Source organism: Chromobacterium sp. S0633, assembly GCF_024158805.1.
Classification (GTDB): domain Bacteria; phylum Pseudomonadota; class Gammaproteobacteria; order Burkholderiales; family Chromobacteriaceae; genus Chromobacterium.
Genome location: NZ_JAMZGH010000013.1, coordinates 15,823 through 36,679, shown reverse-complemented (window position 1 = coordinate 36,679; position 20,857 = coordinate 15,823). Strand labels below are relative to the sequence as shown.

Genomic DNA, 20,857 nt, shown 5'->3' with positions numbered 1-20,857 from the left:
AAAGCGCCGGGGGCTGTTGTCTTATGCGGCCTTGTTTAGTGGCGCTGCGCGGCGATGGGGCGCGTCAGCGCCACCCATTGCTCGGAGGCGGGAGAGCCAGCCAGTTCCACGCCGGCGTCGGCGAAATACACTTTGGAGACTTTGCCGTCGAACAGCTCGGGCTGACGCAGCACGGAGCGGACTTCGGAGTAGGTGATCGGCTCGTAGCTGTGCTGGAAGCGGCGCTGCTGTTCTTGCCAGGGTTTTTGCCGTATCGCTTCAAGGTCCATCTTGCCGCGGCCGGCGTCGTTCCAGGCAAAGGCGATTTCCGCGCCTTGCTGGGCGAAGAATTCCAGGCCCAGTTTGCTGGAGTTGCGGAAGAAGTGCTTGATGAACAGTTCGGACAGGTCCAGCAGGTCGCGCTGTTCCAGCGTGCGCTTGCCGAGCGCGGCGGCAACGTCGTCGGCGTTTTTGCAGCCGCAGGCGTGCACCAGATAGAGCAAGGTGTTGACCGTGGTTTCCGTGCGGCAGCCGCCGCTGGTGTTCTTCAGCACAAAGCGGGTGGCCACGGCGGAGCGCTCCGCCGGCGGCACGTCGGCCAGCAGCGCGTTGAGCCGGACAAACGGGTCCAGCCGCGTGTGATGGGCGCCCAGGTAATCGGCCCAGGCCTGGAGGATGGGGGCGGCCGGCTGCGGCGCGCGCTTGACCAGCTTGCCGGCGGCGGCGTCGCTGATGTGGCGGCTGAATTCCTGGATCAGCTTGCGAGGCGAGATGCTATACATGGCGTCGTCGCGGCTGTAATGGACGATGTTCAGCTGCTTATTGTAATTGGCGATGGTGGCGACGTTTTGCATGTCCAGTTCGCCGCGCACGAAACGGGACAGCTGCATTTGCGCGTGACTCAGGCCGTACAGCGCCACCGCTTGGTCCTGACGCGCAGGGGAGGCGTTGACCTCGCCGTTGGCCACCCGGAACAACAGCGACTGGAAACGGGCTTGCTGCGGAACGGGCCCTTGCGTGGTTTGCGGGCGGTCCGGCGCGGCGGCGCAGCGATTCGAGGCGCTGGCCAGCTGCCGGCCCAGGCCCAGTTGTGGCTGAGCGGCGGCGGCGCGGGCAGTCGGCAAGGCCGCGGGAGCGGCGAGAGGGCGAGTGGCGCTGTGGGCGGTGATGTTTGGCATGGGGTCGGCTTTCAAGTGGAAGACATGGAGTGATTCGACCCCGCTACTGTCGTCAAAAAGCCGGAGGGCGGCTTGCAGAATTCACTCAGCGCGCCATCCGCGGCGATGGGCGCGAGTTTGCCCGGCGTTGCCGTTTTTTTGCCGAAAATCAATGCAGATGGGATTGTGTTATAATCAAGGCGAGGTTGAACTTCCGATAAACACTTAATTAGAAAGGGAACCTGCTTATGCTGAGCCTGTTTTTGATTACTGTTTTTCTGATTATCAGTCTGGTCCATTGCTATTGGGCGCTGGGCGGCACCGTGGGCATGGGCGCCGCCGTGCCCGAGGTGGACGGCAAGCCCTTGTTCCAGCCCACCCGCGGCGGCACGTTCGCCGTGGCCGGCGTGTTGGCCTTGTCGGCGCTGGCGGTTGCGCTGCATGGCCATCTGACGCGCTTCTGGCAAATGGAGACCGTGCGCTGGGGCTTGCTGGCGCTGGCGGCGGCGTTGCTGCTGCGCGGCATCGGCGAATTCCGCTACGTCGGCTTGTTCAAGAGCGTGCGCGATAGCCGCTTCGCCCGCAACGACACCCGTTTCTATTCCCCCTTGTGTTTGTTGCTGGGCAGTTTGTTGCTGATCCTCGCCTGGTAACGCTCCTGAAAGCGGGCGGCTAGCCGCCCGCTGTTCTCGTTGGAACCTGTTTACGATCTGCTGCGCGTCGTGGACGTGGCACGGCGAGTGCCGCTTCGAAATGCTCATATACCGTGTGTGCACTCCGCTTTCTCAGCTGTTTTCGCCTTGTCTCGCCTTGGTTCGCGAGATCGTAAACACGTTCTTAGCGCTTCTTGTTCTGCGCGTAAATCAATTGCGCTTTCCAATCCTGCCGCTGCGGCTGGCGCGCGATGCCGACGCGGAAGCGTTCGCGCGGGCCGACGCCGGGCTGCCATAGATAGAGCTGGCCATCGTGAGCGCCGCCGTTCCAGGCGGTCAGATAGTAATCGCTCTGCCGCGCCCAATCCTTGAAGCTGACGATGTCGCCGTCCCGCAGGCAGCCGTCCGGCCGGTCCTGAATCTGCAGCCGCAGTTCCGTGGAGGCGTTGAGCGGGCCTTGCTTGGTGTAGTAGGCGTATTGATTGGCGTCCAGGCCGCCCCACCAGGTCCAGAACCAGCCGGGGCGGTCGGCGCGCTCCACCCGCAGATAGTCGCCTGAGCGCAGGCAGCCGTTGTCGCGCATGGCGAAGTTGTTGGACAGATTGAAGCGGGCGGCGGGGCCGTTGCCGGGGCCGGTCTTCAGCCAGCCGTCGTTGGCGGCGGCGCTTTGCAGCCATTGGCCGTTGCCCAGGTTTTGCAGGCTTACCTGGCGGTAGCTGCCGGCCTGGTCGGTATAGGATTGCGTGGGCGTGGCAGCGTCGGCCCAGGCGAAGGCCTGCACCGGGTAGTGGTCGCTGTAGTCGGTGTAGGCGTAGGTGTGCTTGCCGACGGATTGCACCGTCCACTGCGGGGACGGCGCGTCCAGCGCCAGATTGTGCCAGGCGGACGGCTGGCGGTGGGCCTTTAGCGTCAGGATGTAGTCCAGGTATTCCGGGACGTCGCCGCCGCGCGCGCCGTAGCGCTCCAGCGCCAGGCCGTTGCGCGCGGTGTCGAAGCTGTCGGCGACGCCGGCGTAGCGCGGCTCGCTGGCTTGCAGGATGTCCAGCATCGCGCGGTATTCCGCCGGCTTGCGGCGGTCCACGTTCATGTCGCCGGCAATCAGCACCATTTCGTCCTTGGGCAGTTGCCGCGCGCGCAGCCAGTCGGCGATTTCGCGCAGCTGGGCCTGGCGCGCCGCGGCGTGGTCCTTGCAGCCGCTGTCTTCCGACTGCAGGTGGGCGCCCAGCACGTGATAGTAGCGGCCGCCCGCTTGCAGCTTGGCGTAGGCGAAGCCCTTGAGCGCGTATTGTTCCCAGCTGCAGCCGGCGGTGCGGAACAGATATTGCCGTTTTTCCACAATCGGCCAGCGGCTGACGATGGCGACGCCGCCGTCTTCCGGCTTGGCGCCGTTCCAGCCTTCGGTGCCGTCCCAGCCGCTCTGGCTGCGGCCTATCACCGGGGTCTGATGCGGGAAGCGGGCTTTCAGGCCTTGCAGCAGCGCTTCGGAGCTGCTGTTGTCCTGCAGTTCCTGAAACACCGCCACGTCCTGGTTTTGCAGGATGGGAGCGGCGGCGATCAGCCGGGCGCGCTGTTCCTGGCCGTAATTGGGATAGAGCGACTGGGGCAGCAGCATCGCGTTCCAGGTGGTCAGCCTGAGGTCGTCGGGATAGGCGGCGAGGGCGGGGGCGGCCAGCAGCGCGGCGCACAGTGCCAGGCAAGCTTTCATCATGTCTCCGAGGGGTGGGGGAGCGCAAAGCTTGAATGGCGTGGTTTACGGAATTGTTATGTCATTTAAATTTGATCTGGCGTAGAATGAGCGCCTGCGCCGCATGCTTGCGCGGTTTGAATCTCTTCAGTGTTGTCCCGATAGGAGCGCGCCGGAATGAAGCTGTAATGCCCGTCACTCGTTTGCCCAGCCAGGGCCGTTTGCCGCATTGCCGTTTCGTTTGGTCTTCCGCTTCGTCTTTGCCCCTTCGCGGGGGCTGTCCATTTCGCTATGGATGCGCTTTTGGCTGGGTGTCCCCAATTTTCTGAATGGAATAGGACTCCCCATGTCGGAACACGTTTCTCTCGATATTTTTTCGCATAATCAGGCCGCCTGGGACCGCCAGGCCGAGCAGGCCGGTCCGTGGTCGCAGCCGGTGGACGCCGCCGCCGTCGCCGCCGCGCGCGCGGGCGATCACCGGGCGCGGCTGACGCCGGGGCCGTTGCCGGCCGGCTGGCTGGATCAGGTGGCCGGCTGGCGCATTCTGTGTCTGGCCAGCGGCGGCGGCCAGCAGGGGCCGCTCTTGGCGGCGGCCGGCGCCGAGGTCACGGTATTGGACGCCTCCGAGCAGCAGTTGGAGCGCGACCGCCTGGTGGCGCGGCGCGAAGGGCTGAGCCTGGCGACGGAGCTGGGCGATATGCGCGAGCTGTCCCGTTTCGCCGACGCCAGCTTCGATTGCGTATTCCACCCGATTTCCAATCTTTACGTGCCGGACGTGCGTCCGGTGTGGCGCGAGTGCTTCAGGGTGCTGCGTCCGGGCGGCCGCCTGCTCAGCAGTTTTTTCAATCCGGCGGCCTTCATCGGCGACCGCGATCCGGAATACGCGCGCCAGGGCCTGATCCGGCCGCGCTATCCGGCGCCGTATTCCGATCTGCGGGATCTGGCGCCGGAGGCGTTGGCGGCCAAGCGGGCCGGCGGCGAGGCGCTGGTCTTCGGCCACAGCCTGGCGGAGCAGATAGGCGGCCAGCTGGAGGCCGGCTTCTTGCTGGCGGGGTTTCACGAGGAGATGCAGCCGACGCCGCGCTTTGTCATCGACGGCTATCTGCCGGCCTTCATCGCCACCTGGGCGTGCAAGCCGGGAGCCGGCGGCTTGCCGTCATAGCGGCCGCGCCGGCCGGCCGCGTCAGCGGGCGGGATGCAGCCGGCTGTTCAGATAGCGTTCGCCGCGCCGGCGCAGCGGCGACGGCGCCAGCTTCAGCCATTGGTTGAAGTGCAGGCCCAGCAAGGTGTTGTTGCCGGCTTTTTCCTGCAGGGCGATGGCCAGGTTGTCGTAGACCGGGTCTTCGTCGTGGAGGTCGTCGGCGCCGGCTTGGCAGAAGCTGTCGGCGTCCGCGCTCCAGCGGCAGTTCGCGCCCAGGCGCAGGCCGTAGCCGCGGGGCAGGCCGGAGGCGAGCAGGCGCGCGTATTGGCGCTCGAAGCCGTCGGGGTCGAACAGATAGCTGTCGCAGTGCAGCCAGCGGCCGTCCAGCCGCGCTTGCACCAGGCCGTGGAACAGGTGTTCCGGCAGGCAGAGGTAGATCGGGGCCGGCACCGCGTGGCGCAGCACGCGCTTGTCCAGCCGCACGAAGCGCAGCCGCGCCGGAATGCCGGCGGTGGTCAGCAGCGCGCGCAGCAGGTCGCCCTGGGCGTTGCAATGGCCGCGGCCCAGCGCCAGCGTGCGTTCCGGCGTGACGGTTTCAAACTGGCTGGTGAAGCCGAAGCGCACGCGGTCGCGCACGAAGTCGTGCAGCGCGCGGCAGTAGTCGCGGTCGTTGTCCGGGGAGGCGTCGCTTTGCACCTGGCGCAGGACTTGGCTCAGGCTCAGCCCGGCGCAGGACGCTGGGCGGACGGGGTCGGGCTGGGGGCTTGGGTGCATGGAATGCTCTGGCGGCAAGTGTTAAGCATATTGAATATTCTGAGCCGGGGATTGTCAATGCACAGTTTGATGACGGTGGGGCGGAAAAGCCGCCGGTCCGGAACAGGGGCCGGCGGCGAGCGGTCCGCGCCTTAAGAAGCGGTTCAAAGTCCGCAGCGCATTGTGAAGCATTGCACGGCGAGTACCACTTCGAAACGCGCGTCTACCGTGTGCGCGCTCCGTTTTCTCAGCAGTTTTCGCCTTGTCTCAGCTTGGCTTGCGAAACGGTGAACACGCTCTAAGCGCCGATCAAACGTGCAGCAGCAGGAAGCGCCGCTCCCACGGGCTGATCACGTCGAAGTATTCGCGGTACTCGGCTTCCTTGATCGCGCTATAGGTGCGGATGAAGTGTTCGCCGAAGAGATTGGTCAGCGGTTCGCACTTGAGCAGCATGTCGATGGCGTCGTCCAGGTGGCGGGGCAGCTGGTGCGGTTGCTCGTAGGCGCTGCCGCTTAGCGGTTCGGACGGCATCAGGCCCTGTTTCATGCCCAGATAACCGCAGGCCAGGCTGGCGGCGATGGCCAGATAGGGGTTGACGTCCACGCCGGCCAGGCGGTTTTCCACTCGCCGCGCCTGCGGGTCCGAGTGCGGCACGCGCAGGCCGCAGGTGCGGTTGTCGTAGCCCCAGGACAGATTGATCGGCGCCGAGGTATAGCGGCTCAGCCGGCGGTAGGAGTTCACATAGGGCGCGAAAAAGGGCATCGCCGGCGGCAGATAGTTTTGCAGGCCGCCGATGAAATGGAAGAATTTCTGCGAGGGCTGGCCGTCCTTCAGGCTGAAGATGTTCTTGCCGCTCTCCCTGTCCACCACGCTCTGATGCAGGTGCATGGCGCTGCCGGGCTGGCCCTGCATCGGCTTGGCCATGAAGGTGGCGTACATATTGTTGCGAATCGCCACTTCGCGCACGGTGCGTTTGAACAGGAAGACCTGGTCCGCCAGCGCCAGCGGGTCGCCGTGGTCCAAATTGATTTCCATCTGGGCGGTGCCCATTTCGTGGATCAGGGTGTCCAGCGCCAGGCCCTGGGCTTCGCACCAGTCGTACATCACGTCGAAGATGCCGTCGTATTCGTTGACGGCGTCGATGGAGAAGCTCTGCATGCCGGCTTCGGTGCGTTTGGTACGGCCAACCGGCGGGCGCAGCGGGATGTCTTCGTCCGGCTGGATTTCCACCAGGTAGAACTCCATTTCCGGCGCCACCACGGCCTTGAGGCCTTCGTCTTCGTACAGCTTGAGGATGCGCTTGAGCACATTGCGCGGCGCCAGGTCCACCGGGCGACCGTCGAAAAAGGCGCAGTCGTGGATGATCTGGGCGGTGGGCTCCAGGTTCCACGGCACCGGACGCAGGGTGCTGGCGTCGGGAATCAGCCGCATGTCGGGATCGGCGAGGGAGGTGAAGTCCTGGTCCGGGTAGTCCCCGGTCACGGTCATGGACAGCACGGCTTCCGGCAGGCGCAGGCCTTCGGCCGGATTGTATTTATGGCGCGGCACGATCTTGCCGCGGGCGAGCCCGGTCATGTCCGGGATCAGGCATTCCACTTCGGTGATGCGATTGTCGTCCAACCATTTGTTGATTTGTTCTGCGTTATTCATAAAGCCTCTGTTGTCATGTGTGCGCGCCCGAGCTGCTGTCGCGCCGGGCGTCGTGCCTCAGCGTATGCGGCCGCTGCGCTTGTACTAAAAATAATCTACGGTCCAGTGTGCGGCAGCCGGGGCTGCGCGGGCAGGCGGGACGGGGCTGGAATCGGGCCCAATGATGGATCGGCAATCCGGGTGCTCCTCTCAGATTTGGTAATACGGCACAATGCCGCTTTGAAAGCATTGATCGTTTTTGGTTCGAAATGTTCAATATTTTGAACGAATGCATGCTAGTCCCGGCGCGTGGACATTCGCAATGATTATTGATTGGATGCAGGTCAGTTGTTGGTTTGCGGCAACAGGGAAATCTGCCCAGGGGACTGTTAAGACCTCTTTATGAGTATTAGAATTAGACGATATGGAAAACGATACCGAACAGATCACTCCCGCTTCAGATTCCAAGCCGCCAGCGTCTAAACCGCGCCGTCGTTGGCTGCGCTGGCTGGCGGTTCCCATCGTCTTGCTGGCCCTGCTGTGGGGCTTCCTGGGCTGGCTGGCGCCGGGCATGATCAGCGACGCCGCGGCCAAGTGGGCAAAGAGCATAGGCCGCACGCTGAGCATGGGCGAGGTGAGGATCACGCCTTGGGACATGTCGCTGGAGGTCAGGGATCTCAAGCTGAGCGAGGGCGACGGCCGGCCGCTGTTCGCGGTGAAGCGGGCGTATCTGAACCTGGATCCGTCCATGCTCTTGATCGGCCGCTGGCAGGCGCAGGAGTTTTCCCTGGAAGAGCCGCGGCTGGCCCTGGCGCGCAACCGCGCCGGGCAGTGGAACTGGGCCAGCTTCGTCGCCGACGCCGCCGGCCCGGCCAAGCCCGAAGGGGGATCGGACAAGCTGCCGCGGCTGATGATCAAGGCCTTGAACATCCGAAAGGGCCAGGCGCAGTTGTCCGATCAACTGGGCGGCGACGAGCGCTTCACCCTGGTGCCGTTGAATCTGTCGCTGCTGGACCTGTCCACGCTGCCGGAAAACGGCAGTTATACGATGCAGGCGGCCATGACCGACGGCACCCGCTTCAACTGGAAGGGCAGCATCAATCTGCAACCGCTGAAGTCGGACGGCGAGGCGCAGATGGCGGAGTTGCCGCTGGCCTCGGTCTGGCCCTATGTGCAGCCGCATTTCAACACCGCGGCGCCGGAAGGGCGGCTGTCCGTGTCTGCGCGCTACCATTTTGAAATGTCCGGCAAGACGCCGGAGCTGACGGTGTCGCCGTTCCGCGCCAGCCTGCTGCGCTTCGCGCTGAAGGCGCCGGGCGGCCGCAGCGAACTGACGATTCCGGAAGTCCGCGTCGAAGGCGGCGCGCTGGATCTTGCGCGTTCAATGCTGAAAGTGCAGTCCATCGAACTGGACCAGGGTCTGGCGATGGCCGGGCGCGACCGCGACGGAACGGTGGACTGGCAGAAGGCGATTCCGGCCGCGCCGGCCGCCGCCAAGCCGCAGCCGGCGGCCGCGCCGCTGCCGTGGCTGGTGAACATCGAAGCGATCAAGCTGCGCAATTGGCGCGTGAGCTACGCGGATCAGGGTTTCCGCCAGCCCTTGGCGCTGGAGGCCAAGCTGCCTTTGCTGTCCGGCCGTTTCTCCTTGTCGCCGGACAACGGCTTCGCATTGACCGGCCTGCTGGCGCGGCTGGACGAGCTGAAGCTGGGCGCGCAGGGCGCGGCGCCGGTCTTGAGCCTGGCCAGCGCCGAGCTGGCGTCCAGCCAGCTGTCGCAAAAAGGCCGTCGCATCGAGCCGGGCAAGCTGAGCTTGAGCGGCCTGGATGCGCAAGTGGAGCGCGACCGCGCCGGCCAGATCAATCTGGCCCGCTTGTTCGAGCCGGCCGGCGGTTCCAAACCGGCCGCCGCCCCGGCGCGCGCGCAAGGCGAGGCCGCGCCGGCCTGGAAGTTCGATTACCCGGAAATGGCTTTGCAGGACAGCCAGCTGCGCTGGACCGACCGCAGCCTGTCCAAGCCGGCCAGCATGACGCTGTCCGGCCTGGGCGGCACGGTGGCGGTGGACGACGGCCGGCAATTGGCGCTGGATCTGGCCGGCGGGCTCAACGGCGGCAAGCTGGCGGTCAAGGCCGATATCGACGCCGCGGCCGGCGCGCTCAAGGGCAGGCTGCGCGCCGACGGGGTGCAGCTGGCGCCGCTGGCGCCGTACGCCTTGAGCGGAACCTCGCTGCGTTTCGGCGGCGGCGCGTTGTCCGCGGATCTGAATCTGGATGTCGGCGCGCGCGGCTGGCGCGTCGGCGGCTCCGCCGGCGTGGCGCGGCTGGCGGTGTACGAGCCGGGCGAGAAGCTGCCCTTGCTGGGGTGGCGCGATCTGCAAGTGCGCGGCCTCAGCGCTCAGGGCATGCCGCTGAAAGCGACAATCAACGATGTGCGGCTGCAAGGGCCCGCGGCGCGGCTGGTGCTGGACGAAAAGCGCGAACTCAATTTGACCCGGCTGTTCGCCGGCCAGGGCGGCAAGCCGGCGACGCCGGCGCCGTCGGCCAAGGCGGCGCCGCTGCCCTTGGTGGAGGTCAGGTCCATCCATGTGCAGGGCGGGCGGGTGCAGTTCGCCGACCACGGCATGAAGCCTGACTTCGCGTCCGACATGCATAATCTGCGCGGTTCCATCCAGAACCTGTCCACCCGCGCCAAGCAGCGCGGCAACATCACGCTGGACGGCGACGTGGACCAGTTCGGCGACGTCAAGGTGCGCGGCGCGCTGTCGCCGCTGGCGCCCACGGACAACACCGACATCACCCTGGCCTTCCGCAATATCTCCATGGGCACCTTGAACCCGTATTCGATGAACTTCGCCGGCTGGCAGGTCAAGGACGGACGCTTGTCGGTGGACCTGCGCTATCTGCTGGAGCAGCGCCAGCTCAAGGGCGAGAACCGGGTGGTGATCGATTCCCTGCAACTGGGCGACGAGCTGCCGGACAGCGAATACAAGGGCCCGCGGCTGCCGCTGCGGCTGGCGGTGGCCATTCTGGAGGACAGCGACAAGCGCATCGACCTGGACTTGCCGGTGGCCGGCAGCCTGGACGATCCGCAGTTCAGCTACGGCAAGATCATCTGGAAAGCCATCGTCAACGTGGTGACCAAGGTGGTGACCGCGCCGTTCCGCGCGCTGGGCGCCTTGCTGGGCGGCGAGGGCTTCGACGATATCCGCTTCGTGGCCGGCGAGGCCAATGTGACGCCGCCGGAGCGGGAGAAGCTGGTCAAGGTGGCCGGGCTGATGGTCAAGCGTCCCAAGCTGATGCTGTCCATCAGCGGCGGTTACAACGCCGACGCGGACCGCAAGGAAATGGCGCGCGCGCAAACCGATCTGGCGATCTTCGCCGCCGCCGGCCACCAGCTGGGCGCCGGCGAGCCGCTGCCGCTGCCGGACATGCAGGACGAGGAAATCCTGTCCGCGGTCAAATCGGTGTACGGCAAGCAGATCGGCCGCTTCAAGCTGCTGGGCCACACGCTGAAGCCGGGCGGGCCGTCCGGCGCGGCCTTGGGCAAGCTGCTGCGGGACGAGTTGATCGCCGCGCAGAGCATCACCGACGCCAGCCTGCAGCAACTGGCCAAGCAACGCGCCGCCAACGCGCGCGCGGCCATGCTCAAGACCGATCCGGCCTTGCAGGAGCGCATCCAGCTGGGCGAGCCGGTCAAGGTCTCCGCCGGCCGCGACGGGGTGCCGCTGGAGGTGAAGCTGAAGACGCCGTGAGGCGGCGGCCGCGCGTCGTGTTTTTACCCATGACAAGCGGGAAAAGCGGCGGCGGCGTGGAATAGCGCTTGATATGTGTCAACGAACGGCGTAACTACATATAGTGTAATACGCCGTTTTTCTTTTCCAGATATTGCGTATCGGACGTGTTGAAACCTTTTGCGGCCCACACGGTCCATTGCATGCTGGAAGGGGGCCGCCCTGGCCGCCGCAGGCCGCAATTCAAGAGGAACCGGGAACCATGAAGCAGGAAAACATCGCCGCCATGACCGAGCAGGACATCTCCCGCGAGGTGCTGTTGGAAAAATACGCCAAGAACGGCGAGCAAAGCGTGGGCGAAGTGCGCCTGCGCGTGGCCAAGGCGCTGGCGGCGCTGGAAAGCGAGCCGGCTCGTTTCGAGCCGTTGTTCTATCAGGCGCTGGAAAACGGCTTCATTCCCGGCGGCCGCATCAATTCCGCCGCCGGCACCGATCTGCGCGCCACCTTGATCAATTGCTTTGTGCAGCCGGTGGGCGATTCGGTGTCCGAAACCGAAAACGGCAAGGTGGGCATTTACGAGGCCTTGCTGCAGGCGGCGGAAACCATGCGCCGCGGCGGCGGCGTCGGCTACAACTTCTCGCGCATCCGTCCCAAGGGCGCGCGGGTCAAGGGCACCAATAGCCGCGCGTCCGGCCCGGTGTCCTATATGCGGGTGTTCGACCGCAGCTGCGAAACGGTGGAGTCCGCCGGCGCGCGCCGCGGCGCGCAGATGGGGGTGCTGGACATTTCCCACCCGGACGTGGAGGACTTCATCCACGCCAAGGACCAGGGCGATCTGCGCAATTTCAATATCTCGGTGGGCGTCTCCGACGACTTCATGCGCGCGGTGGAGGCGGACGCCGCCTGGGAGCTGACCCACGCGGTGGAGCCGTCGTCCAACGCTTTCCCCGACAGTTATCAGCGCGCGGACGGCCTGTGGGTCTACCGCACGGTGCCGGCGCGCGAGCTGTGGCGGCAGATCATGGCCTCCACCTACGATCACGCGGAGCCGGGCGTGCTGTTCATGACCCGCATCAATCAGGACAACAATCTGTCCTATTGCGAGGTGATCGAGTCCACCAACCCCTGCGGCGAGCAGCCGCTGCCGGATTACGGCTGCTGCGACCTGGGCTCTATCAATCTGTGCCGCCACGTGCGTCAGCCCTTTGGCGACAAGCCCAGCTTCGACTTCAAGAGCTTCGAGAAAGTGGTGCGCATGTCGGTGCGCATGCTGGACAATGTGTTGGACCTGACGGTGTGGCCGCTGGAAGAGCAGCAACGCGAGGCGCAGGCCAAGCGCCGCGTCGGTCTCGGCTTCACCGGCCTGGGCGACGCGTTGATCATGCTGAAAATACGCTATGACAGCGAGGAGGGCCGCCGCTTCGCCAGCCGCATTTCCGAGGCGATGCGCGACGCCGCCTACGACGCCTCGGTGGATCTCGCCATCGAGAAGGGCGGCTTCCCGCTGTTCGACGCCGACGCCTACCTGGCCGCGCCGCATTGCGCCAGCCGGCTGCCGGAGGCGATCAAGGCGCGCATCCGCAAGCACGGCATCCGCAACTCGCACCTGTTGTCCATCGCGCCCACCGGCACCATTTCGCTGGCCTTCGCCGACAACGCCTCCAACGGCATCGAGCCGCCGTTCTCCTGGTTCTACACCCGCAAGAAGCGCATGGCCGACGGCAGCCAGCAGGAATACCTGGTGGAAGACCACGCCTACCGCGTTTACCGGATGCAGGGCGGCGACACCAACGCCTTGCCGGACTACTTCGTTTCCGCGCTGGAAATGAGCGCGCTGGACCATATGCGCATGGTGGCGGCGGTGGCGCCCTATATCGACACCGCCATTTCCAAGACGGTGAACGTGCCCGGCGATTACCCCTTCGACGATTTCGAAAGCCTCTACCTGGAAGCCTGGCGCGCCGGCCTGAAGGGCATCACCACCTACCGGCCCAATAATGTGCTGGGTTCGGTGCTGTCGGTGGAGCCGGCCAAGCCCAGCGCCGCCACGCCGCAGGACCTGTCCGGCAGCGGCGACGGCGACCCGGACCGCCGCGTGGTGCTCAACACCGCGCCGACGCCGGCGCTATCCAGCCTGAAATGGCCGAACCGGCCCAAGCTGAAGGAAGGCAACCCGTCGTGGACCTTCATGGTGGAAGGCGACGCCGGCGATTTCGCCGTGGTGGTGGGCCATGTGGAGAACGGCCGGGTGTCGCCGTTCGAATGCTGGGTCAACGCCACGGAAGAACAGCGCGGCCTGGGCGCGGTGGCCAAGACTCTGTCCATGGACATGCGCTGCCGCGATCACGGTTGGCTGGCGGCCAAGCTGGACGCGCTGTCGCACACCAACGGCGACAAGCGCTATGTGTTCGATCTGGGCGAGCGCACCGTCTACGCCACCTCAGCCTCGGCGGCCTTGGGCCAGGTGGTGCGCCACCGCGTCGAGCAACTGGGCGCGCTGCCGGCGGACCAGAACGAGCCGACGCCGGTGATGGACGCGCTGTTTGCGCGCAAGGAGCCCAAATCGGGCACCGACGGCACCATGAGCTGGTCGGTGGACGTCAGCAACCCGCAAACCGGCGACGACTTCGTGCTCTTCATCAAGGAACTGGTGCTGCCCAACGGCCAGCGCCGGCCGTATTCGATGTGGCTGGCCGGCGCCTACCCGCGCGAGCTGGACGGCCTGTGCAAAATGCTGAGCCTGGACATGCGGGTGATAGATCCGGCCTGGATCGGCCTCAAGCTGCGCAAGCTGCTGAGCTACGCCGAGCCGCAGGGCGATTTCTTCGCCCGCATCCCCGGCGTGGAAAAATCGCAGAGCTGGCCGTCCACCGTCGCCTATCTGGCGCAGCTGATCATCCACCGCTACGCGATGCTGGGCGTGCTGACCGAGGAAGGCGTGCCGCTGGAGGAAATGGGGGTGATGGTGCCGGAGCAGAGCGATCTGTTCAGCCCGGAAGCCAGCGCCGCCTTGAAACAGGTGCCGGGCAAACCCTGCCCGGAATGCGGCAACCACGCGCTGATCAAGAAAGACGGCTGCGAGTTCTGCACCGCCTGCGGCCACGTCGGCGCTTGCGGTTGAGCTTTAAACGGGTCGACTAAATGCAATGGCCCCGGCGTTTGCCGGGGCCATTGTCGTTTGGGGCCAGCGTCAATACAGCCCGTTTTGAACCGCCTTGCTGCGGCACTGCACATAGGGCAGGCCGTTGGGTTTGCCCGGGAAGGGATAGCTTTCCCCCACCTTGCTCAACATCGCCGCGCTGCTGCTCTTGCGCTGGGCTTTCTTGATCGCGCTCTTGATGGCGGCGGCGTCGCCGTCCACGAACAGCGCCAGGAAACCGCCGTCCACTTCGGACAGCTGCACGGAGCGGATAGGCAGGCCGCCGTAGTCATAACCTCCCGGCAAGGCCAGCTCATGTTCCCATACCTGATTGGGCGCGGTGCCGGCGGCGGCGGCCAGCAGTTTGGCGACGCCGTTTTCGCTGAGGTTGAGATTGTGGCAGCTCAGCTGCGCCGCCAAGGCCTTGTTCTTGCCGCCGCCGGCCTGGGCGCCGCCGGCCGCTTTACTCAGACGATAAACGCCGTCGAAGGGCACGTCGCCGAAGGCGCTGGCGCACCGCTCCACCTGCACTTGCACCGCGGAGGTCTGGGGCAGGACGTTCATCGTGCAGATGCCTTCGCTATAGCGCCACTGTCCGCCGTTGGCCTGCAACTGTCCGCTGCCGGAGCCGGAGCGCAGTTGGCCGGGTTTGCCTTTTTGCATGACTTCCAGTTCGAACTTGCCGTTGGGACGGATGGTCAGCGTGCGCTCGAACTGTTTGTCGGAGCCGTCGTAGACGCCGGGAGCCATCGGGGCGGCGGCGCCGTCCGCGGCGGGGTCTTTTTGCAGCGCCTTCTTGATGCCGTCCTTGAGAATGGCGCCCAGGTCGAAGGTTTCGGCGTGGGCCGCCAGCGGCAGCGCCGCGGCCAGCGCCAGCGCGGCGGCGAAGCGTTTACGGTTTGAATGGGTCATGAAAGAGGCCGTTTAAGTGGCGTTGCGATGAAATGAGGTGCCGGCGTATGTCTTGATTATTTAAATTTATCAGGACATTAGCATGACTTCTGGGCAAAAACAATGTGGCGATGATGTGATAAAAACCAAGGGAGGAGGACTGGCCTTAGCGCCTGTTCAAAGGGGCTTGCGTTTCGTGAAAACATGGGGCGGGAAGCGGAGTGTCTATCGCCGTGCGCGCGCATGGCCTCTTTCGCTTTTGGCTTGCGCGGCGAGGGCTGCCCCAAGGCCAGGCGCGCCGACGCGCCAGCGCAGGCGGCGCGGCGCGTCGGGCAAGGCAGCGTCGGTTGTGTTGTGAATCGGCGCTTATAAGAGCAAACCCGCCCAGGTGCTGCCGCCGGACATCACCGCCGCGTGCCAATGGCCAAATTCAGCGGCAAAGTGATCCAGGTGTCCTTGCAGCCGCGAACAGGGAAGGGCTCCAGGCAGCGCGATAGTCGATTTCAAGCGCATGCCGCCATGAATGTCGCGCATTTCATGCGCGGCATAGGCGATGGCTGCTCCATGACCGTCATGGGCACGCACCGCAAAGCCCAAGGGGTAGTCTTTGTCGGCTGTCATGGGGTGTTCGGTTTGGATGGGGCTGATACAGCTCATTGCGGGACTGGGGCAAGGCTGCGGCCCTAGGCATTTGAGGGAGGGATACACGGTTTGCAGCGCCTGCGCGTCATCCATCGCCAGCATGCCCATCAACAGCGTGTGGAATAGGGCGGCATTGGTTTGAGGGAGGTCCAGAAGCACGCTGGCGGATTGCCACTCGTCGGCCGGGCGGGTCGCCTTGTCCGATTTCAGCTTCGGCGCGGTCTGCTTGCTCAAGTTGCCAAGCAGCGTGTGGCAGCTAGCGGCGGCGGGGCTGAGGCCATCCTGATGATTCGTTACCGTATGGTTTTTCATCGGGATGGTTTTTCATCGGGTAACTCCTTGCAATATTGCCGGTGGCGGCGCGCCGGCAGGCGCCGGCATGGCCGCTCGATTTTGATGGGGCTTGGCGCGCTCTGCCTTGCGATCAAGCTGGAGGCAGGGACAGGCGTAGGCTGTCCCCGGACTTGAGTCGTTTGCGCGATGCTGTTTGGTCTCGCGGAGGTCCGCGAGACCTTGAGCGGGCTTTAGGCCAGGTCGGAAATCACCAGCATGGCGATATTGAAGTAAATCACCAGACCGGTGCCGTCGATGAAGGTGGCGATGAAAGGCGCCGACACCACGGCCGGGTCGATGCGCATTTTCTTCAGCAGCATCGGGATGATGGAGGACACGATGGCGCTCCAGATGGTGATGGCGATCAGGGTCAGACACACCACCAAGGCCACTTCGTCGCCCACGCCCAGCATCCAGGCCCGTATCCAGGCCACCACGCCGATGGCCAGCGCAATCATGAAGGAAGTGGTCACCTCTTTGCGCAGCACCGTGCCGATATTGCGCAGGCTGACTTCGCCCATCGCCATCGCGCGCACCAGAGTGGAGGTGATCTGGGTGCCGCTGTTGCCGCCGGTGCCGATCAGCAGCGGGATGAAGAAGGCCAAGGCGATGGCGGCTTCCAACTGCTCTTCGAACACTTGCAGGATGGTGCTGGTGTAGGCTTCCGCGAAGAACAGCAGCAGCAGCCAGGGCAGGCGCTTTTTCCACAAGCTCCACGGGGAGCTTTCCAGGTAGGAGGTCTCCAGCGGCAGGCTGGCGCCCTGGCGTTGCGCGTCGTCGGTGCCTTCGTCGCGGATCAGCGCGGCGATTTCCTTTTCGTACAGAGCGCCCAGCAGCTTGCCGCCGCTGACCACGGGCGCGAGGTCCACGCCCTTGTCTATCAGCTCCGGCACGATATCGCGGCGCTGTTGGTTAGGCTCGACGACAAAAGCGGTGGGGCCCATCAGTGCGGAAACCGGCAGCGTCAGGTCGGTTTCGGTCAGCAGGCGCTTGACCGAGAGTTGACCGTGCAGGAAGCGGCTGCCGTCGATGACGAAAATCTGGGCGGGAATGTCTTCGTCGCGCAGCTGTTTGAGCATGTGCTCGCGCGCTTCGCTGACTTTCATGTCGCGGCTGAGGGTGATCAGCGAGTCGCTCATGTAGGAGGCGACGGTTTCTTTCAGATTGACTTCGTTTGCCTGAGCGGTAGGCAGGGTGATGCTTGCAAAAGACATTTTGAGGTATTCCCCGTTAGCTGTTTTATAACCACAAACAGTTGTCACAATGGGGGCGTAAACCAGAAGAGAGAGTGCAGAAAAGCTATCTCCGCGTCTAAGTTTTGGCACTATGCAACGTATCCCGACTGCATGCGGGAAGTCACTTTGGGCTATACCTTAATCCGATAAAGCCTGTCCTAACCTTGGGCGTCTCTCGACGTCGTCAGATCAGTGACCTGTGTTTGCATAGGAGCCTCGCCGAACGAGACACTGCATCTGAGAGCCTATTCAATTGTCCGCGTTTGTAAGGCGGGACGCGGTGACTGGGTGTTCAGAATGCTCGCGCGCCGTAGGCGCATTCGCATCTTCAACTATCCTCGCCTTGTCTCGCTTTGCTCGACGGACTTTGAACGGACTCTGAGAACCGCTTGATTCCTTGCCCGGGAGCCGCGTGCGGCTTGGGCGAGATCATGTTCACGGCTCTGAATGGAAGGCCGGGCGCGTGGCCGGGCGATTCCGGCGCCGGACTCGACGCCGCTCTAGCGGCGGTGCGTCGCGTTAGGCGCGATGTTATTGGACGGCGACCTCCTTAAGCTTGGCTTGCGATTGGGGTTTCGGGAGCGCGGGCGGGCGGCATGCGCCGCCTGCCTGCGCCGTCTTCGTCGCGACCGGTGTCATGGTGCAGTGCAGTAGAGCCGCGACGAATAACGGTTATGAAAGAATGGTTATCAAGTAGTTCCGTAATTTTTCACAGTTTGTGTAATAAAACTCGTTTGCATGAATATTTTTCGCAAACATGCCATACGGCCGCAGGATGGATGCCGCTCACATATGTTTTTCGAATTGGCTGACCAGGCGGCGCAGATCGCTGGCGGTGGTGTGCAGCTTCTGCGCCACTTGCAGGGTGGCGGCGATGCTGTGGCTGTTCTGTTCGGTCAGCGTGCTCATGGTTTCCATGCTCTGGGCCACTTCGGTGGAGGCGGACGATTGCTGCTGCAGCATATTGGCCACGCTGGAGGAGGACTCCGCCACTTTCTCGTTGGCGTTGCGGATCGCCTCCAGGCCCTCGGCCGCCGCTTGTATGGTTTCCTCGGCGGTATGGACCTTGTTCACCGCGGCCTTCACTTCCTCCAGCGCCTCTTGCGAGCGTTCGCGCAGGAAGGATACCGATTGTTCTATCTCCAGCGTGTTGCCGGCGGTGCGTTCCGCCAGCTTGCGCACTTCGTCCGCCACCACGGCGAAGCCGCGGCCCTGTTCGCCGGCGCGCGCGGCTTCTATCGCCGCGTTCAGCGCCAATAGATTGGTCTGGTTGGCGATGTCCTTGATCACGCCGGTGACGGTGTTGATCGATTCCACCGATTGCTCCAGCTTGATGATGATGTCGCGGGTGCAGGACACCTCGCTGACCACGGCCTGGGCAGCCTGGCGGGTGTCGCTCATCTGAGCCTCGCCCTGGCTGGCCAGTTCGGTGGCCTGGTCGGCGAACTCGGCCCCGGTGCGGGTGGATTGCGAAATCTCGTTCACCGACACCGACAGCTGCTGCAAGGCGGCCGCCACCCGGGTGATGCCTTCCAGCGTGGATTCGCCGCGGGCGTTCAGCGATTCGGCTTCGGCGTGGGTGGCGGTGGCGGCTTCGCTGACGTCCTCTGCGCCGGCGACCACGTCGGCCAGGATGGCGCGCAGGTGGATGCGCAGGGTTTCCATCTCTTCCAGCACCGCGCGCGGCTCGCGCGGGCCGGAGGGGGGAATCTGGGCGCTGAAGTCGCCTTCGGCCAGCCGCATCAGCGCGCGCCGCGCCGCGTCTATCGGCCGCGCCAGCCAACGCCCGGCCAGGTAGGAGGCCGCCAAGGCCCAGACCGCCGCCAGCGTCAGCAGCGTCAGACGCAAGGCGCCGTCCGCGGCGGCGCCGGCCAGGATCAGCGCCGCGGCGGGCAATTGCGCGCACAGTAATAGCGAGGCCGTCGTCGGCGGGGCGGCGTGGCGGGTGTCCGGAAACGCCTGACTCCGTTCGCGGACGCGGGCGTAAAGCTGCTCGGCGTCGGCGGTCTGCTGTTTGGACGGGGCGCTGCGCACCGACATATAACCCACCGGCTGGCCGCCCTCGCAGATGGGCGTGACATAGGCCTCCACCCAATAGAAATGTCCTTGCTTGGTGCGGTTCTTGACCAGGCCCTTCCAGGGGCGGCCGGTCTTGATGGTGCTCCAGAGATCGTCGAAGGCGGCCTGAGGCATGTCCGGATGGCGGACGATATTGTGCGGCTGCCCGATCAATTCTTCTTCGCTGAAACCGCTGATATCGATGAAGGCGCGGTTGGCGTAAGTGATCTGGCCTTTCAGGTTGGTCTTGGTGACGATGGGGCGGTGGGGCAGCAAAAACACCTCGGTGCCATCCACGGGAAGATTGCTTCTCATTGCCGGGCCTCCTGCTTGACGTTGCCGGTATACGACGCGGGCGCCGGACGCGCTCATTCAATTTGGGTCAATCCGGGCTGTGGCCGTCGTTTTTCGCGCTATTTGCTTGATTGGACTGGGATTTCATCTTGGCGGTCTCCAATGGTGATATAGAACAAAAACGCGCTCTCATGCGGCAAAGTTTGATGCGATTTTGATAAGAGCGGAAAAAACCATATCTGGAAATTCACCGGCAAATTCAGCATCTTCCTATTCCTTACACTTGGGCCGGCTAAGGAAAATAGCGCTCTGAAAGGGACAGAGAACATGCCATGGAACCGATAACCGCCAAACCCGGCCCGGCGCCGATGCGGGTTTTGATCGTGGACGATCACGATTTGCAGCGTTGCGCGCTGAGCCAGGCTTTGCGCCAAGTGGGCATCGACCGCATCGACGAGGCGCGCGACGGCGCCGACGCGCTCGAGCGTTTGCAGCGACATCGCTACGACTTGATGATCAGCGACCTCAATATGCCGGGGATGGACGGCATCCTGCTGTTGCGGCATCTGTCCGGCCTGCCGGCGGTGCCGCCCATCGTGTTCAACAGCTCGCTGTCCAAGGACATGCTGATGGGCGCTTACCGCGTGGCCGCGTTTCACAATCTGCCGGTGATAGGCAGCCTGAACACGCCCTTGTCCATGGAACAGCTATGCAAGCTGTGGGAAACGGTGGCGCGCCGGCCGGCATGGGACGGGGCGTCGTCGGATTTCGACCGTCAGGAGCTGGAGCGGGCATTGCGGTGCGGCGAAATCCTGCCCTGGTATCAGCCGCAGGCCGATTCCGCCCGGCTGAGGGTGGCGGGGGTGGAGGCGTTGGCGCGCTGGCGTCACCCGGAGCGGGGCTTGCTGGAGCCCTCGGCGTTCTTGCCCGGTCTGGAGCACTACGGTCTGGACGAAGACTTGTTCTTCGTCATTTTCCGCGCGGCGGTGGAGGACTATCGCCGTTGGAGCGGACAAGTGGCGCTGTCCGGCCTGAGGGTCTCGATCAATCTCACCGCCAGCCAGTTCTGCAACCCGGATTTGCCGTCCAGCCTGGCCGAGGCGGCGGAGGAACTGGGCATGGCGCCGGCCCTGTTGACGCTGGAACTGACCGAAACCCAGCGGCTGAAAAACATCTATCAGGCGCTGGAAAATGTGATACGGCTGCGCATGGCCGGTTTCCGCGTGTCCTTGGACGATGTGGGCTGCGGCTACAGCGGCCTGGAGTATCTGCGCGAACTGCCGGTGAGCGCGATCAAGATAGACCGTTCGCTGGTGGCCGGGGCCGCTGACGACAGCGTGGCGCGGGAGATTCTGGAATCCACCATCCGGCTGGCCAAGGACCGCAATATCCAGGTGGTGGCCGAAGGCATAGGCGAAGAGGCGGATTTACAGTTGATGCTGAGGCTGGGCGTGGACTATGTGCAGGGCTATCTGCTGGGCTGGCCGATGCCGGCCGACGAAGTGCCCGATTATCTGCGCCGGCGCGGGCAGGCTTGAGCGC

At 64.5% G+C, this 20,857-nt stretch carries 13 protein-coding genes and 1 riboswitch; of the genes, 5 read left to right on the top strand and 8 right to left on the bottom strand.

The features are described 5' to 3' along the window. Window positions 1-35: 35 nt before the first annotated feature. Window positions 36-1,157, bottom strand: a complete 1,122-nt coding sequence (locus NK214_RS10170) for a hypothetical protein (RefSeq protein ID WP_227107787.1) — start codon at window positions 1,155-1,157, stop codon at window positions 36-38. Window positions 1,158-1,384: 227 nt separating this feature from the next. Here NK214_RS10170 and NK214_RS10165 point away from each other — a divergent pair, with 227 nt between their 5' ends. Beyond that, window positions 1,385-1,789, top strand: coding sequence for a DUF3995 domain-containing protein (locus NK214_RS10165; protein WP_107800141.1), 405 nt, complete (start codon window positions 1,385-1,387; stop codon window positions 1,787-1,789). A gap of 184 nt (window positions 1,790-1,973) precedes the next feature. Here NK214_RS10165 and sph read toward each other — a convergent pair whose 3' ends face one another. Then, window positions 1,974-3,494 carry a sphingomyelin phosphodiesterase gene (gene sph / locus NK214_RS10160; protein WP_253314393.1) on the bottom strand — a complete coding sequence of 507 codons (1,521 nt, stop codon included), beginning with the start codon at window positions 3,492-3,494 and terminating at the stop codon, window positions 1,974-1,976. A gap of 325 nt (window positions 3,495-3,819) precedes the next feature. On the opposite strand from sph, the gene NK214_RS10155 reads away from it, so the two are divergent. Then, complete coding sequence (locus NK214_RS10155; RefSeq protein WP_107800143.1) at window positions 3,820-4,635, top strand: class I SAM-dependent methyltransferase; 816 nt, start codon at window positions 3,820-3,822, stop codon at window positions 4,633-4,635. Window positions 4,636-4,656: 21 nt separating this feature from the next. On the opposite strand, the gene NK214_RS10150 is transcribed toward NK214_RS10155, so the two are convergent. Together NK214_RS10150 and NK214_RS10145 are read right to left on the bottom strand one after the other, a co-directional pair. Then, the gene (locus NK214_RS10150; protein ID WP_253314392.1) at window positions 4,657-5,388 is read right to left on the bottom strand and encodes a transglutaminase family protein; all 732 of its coding nucleotides are present in this window, start codon (window positions 5,386-5,388) and stop codon (window positions 4,657-4,659) included. A 288-nt stretch (window positions 5,389-5,676) separates the two neighbouring features. Further along, window positions 5,677-7,017 (bottom strand): glutamine synthetase family protein, encoded by a 1,341-nt coding sequence (locus NK214_RS10145; protein ID WP_107800145.1) that lies wholly within the window; start codon window positions 7,015-7,017, stop codon window positions 5,677-5,679. Between the two features lie 403 nt (window positions 7,018-7,420). Here NK214_RS10145 and NK214_RS10140 point away from each other — a divergent pair, with 403 nt between their 5' ends. Continuing rightward, on the top strand, window positions 7,421-10,744 hold the full coding sequence (locus NK214_RS10140; RefSeq protein WP_253314391.1) for a DUF748 domain-containing protein: 3,324 nt from the start codon (window positions 7,421-7,423) through the stop codon (window positions 10,742-10,744). Between the two features lie 241 nt (window positions 10,745-10,985). Then, window positions 10,986-13,844, top strand: coding sequence for an adenosylcobalamin-dependent ribonucleoside-diphosphate reductase (locus tag NK214_RS10135; protein ID WP_253314390.1), 2,859 nt, complete (start codon window positions 10,986-10,988; stop codon window positions 13,842-13,844). Window positions 13,845-13,913: 69 nt separating this feature from the next. Here NK214_RS10135 and NK214_RS10130 read toward each other — a convergent pair whose 3' ends face one another. From NK214_RS10130 to NK214_RS10115, 4 genes are all read right to left on the bottom strand, one after another. After that, window positions 13,914-14,774: a hypothetical protein gene (locus NK214_RS10130; protein ID WP_253314389.1), complete on the bottom strand. Its 861-nt coding sequence runs from the start codon at window positions 14,772-14,774 to the stop codon at window positions 13,914-13,916. 345 nt (window positions 14,775-15,119) lie between these two features. Further along, on the bottom strand, window positions 15,120-15,707 hold the full coding sequence (locus tag NK214_RS10125; protein WP_253314388.1) for a hypothetical protein: 588 nt from the start codon (window positions 15,705-15,707) through the stop codon (window positions 15,120-15,122). A gap of 212 nt (window positions 15,708-15,919) precedes the next feature. Further along, window positions 15,920-16,942, bottom strand: coding sequence for a magnesium transporter (locus NK214_RS10120; RefSeq protein WP_227107802.1), 1,023 nt, complete (start codon window positions 16,940-16,942; stop codon window positions 15,920-15,922). Between the two features lie 82 nt (window positions 16,943-17,024). Next, window positions 17,025-17,198, bottom strand: a riboswitch (M-box (ykoK) riboswitch). 551 nt (window positions 17,199-17,749) lie between these two features. Further along, a complete protein-coding gene (locus NK214_RS10115; protein ID WP_253314387.1) occupies window positions 17,750-19,336 on the bottom strand; it encodes a PAS domain-containing methyl-accepting chemotaxis protein in 1,587 nt (528 codons plus the stop codon). 311 nt (window positions 19,337-19,647) lie between these two features. Here NK214_RS10115 and NK214_RS10110 point away from each other — a divergent pair, with 311 nt between their 5' ends. Then, entirely contained in the window at window positions 19,648-20,853 is a 1,206-nt protein-coding gene (locus NK214_RS10110; RefSeq protein WP_253314386.1) for an EAL domain-containing protein, read from the top strand. The last annotated feature ends 4 nt before the right edge of the window (window positions 20,854-20,857 follow it).

Coding starts and splice junctions, on each gene's coding strand:
- NK214_RS10145 (WP_107800145.1), bottom strand. CDS start 7,017: ATGAATAACGCAGAACAAATCAACAAATGGTTGGACGACAATCGCATC.
- NK214_RS10155 (WP_107800143.1), top strand. CDS start 3,820: ATGTCGGAACACGTTTCTCTCGATATTTTTTCGCATAATCAGGCCGCC.
- NK214_RS10110 (WP_253314386.1), top strand. CDS start 19,648: ATGGAACCGATAACCGCCAAACCCGGCCCGGCGCCGATGCGGGTTTTG.
- NK214_RS10115 (WP_253314387.1), bottom strand. CDS start 19,336: ATGAGAAGCAATCTTCCCGTGGATGGCACCGAGGTGTTTTTGCTGCCC.
- NK214_RS10120 (WP_227107802.1), bottom strand. CDS start 16,942: ATGTCTTTTGCAAGCATCACCCTGCCTACCGCTCAGGCAAACGAAGTC.
- NK214_RS10170 (WP_227107787.1), bottom strand. CDS start 1,157: ATGCCAAACATCACCGCCCACAGCGCCACTCGCCCTCTCGCCGCTCCC.
- sph (WP_253314393.1), bottom strand. CDS start 3,494: ATGAAAGCTTGCCTGGCACTGTGCGCCGCGCTGCTGGCCGCCCCCGCC.
- NK214_RS10125 (WP_253314388.1), bottom strand. CDS start 15,707: ATGAAAAACCATACGGTAACGAATCATCAGGATGGCCTCAGCCCCGCC.
- NK214_RS10140 (WP_253314391.1), top strand. CDS start 7,421: ATGGAAAACGATACCGAACAGATCACTCCCGCTTCAGATTCCAAGCCG.
- NK214_RS10165 (WP_107800141.1), top strand. CDS start 1,385: ATGCTGAGCCTGTTTTTGATTACTGTTTTTCTGATTATCAGTCTGGTC.
- NK214_RS10130 (WP_253314389.1), bottom strand. CDS start 14,774: ATGACCCATTCAAACCGTAAACGCTTCGCCGCCGCGCTGGCGCTGGCC.
- NK214_RS10150 (WP_253314392.1), bottom strand. CDS start 5,388: ATGCACCCAAGCCCCCAGCCCGACCCCGTCCGCCCAGCGTCCTGCGCC.
- NK214_RS10135 (WP_253314390.1), top strand. CDS start 10,986: ATGAAGCAGGAAAACATCGCCGCCATGACCGAGCAGGACATCTCCCGC.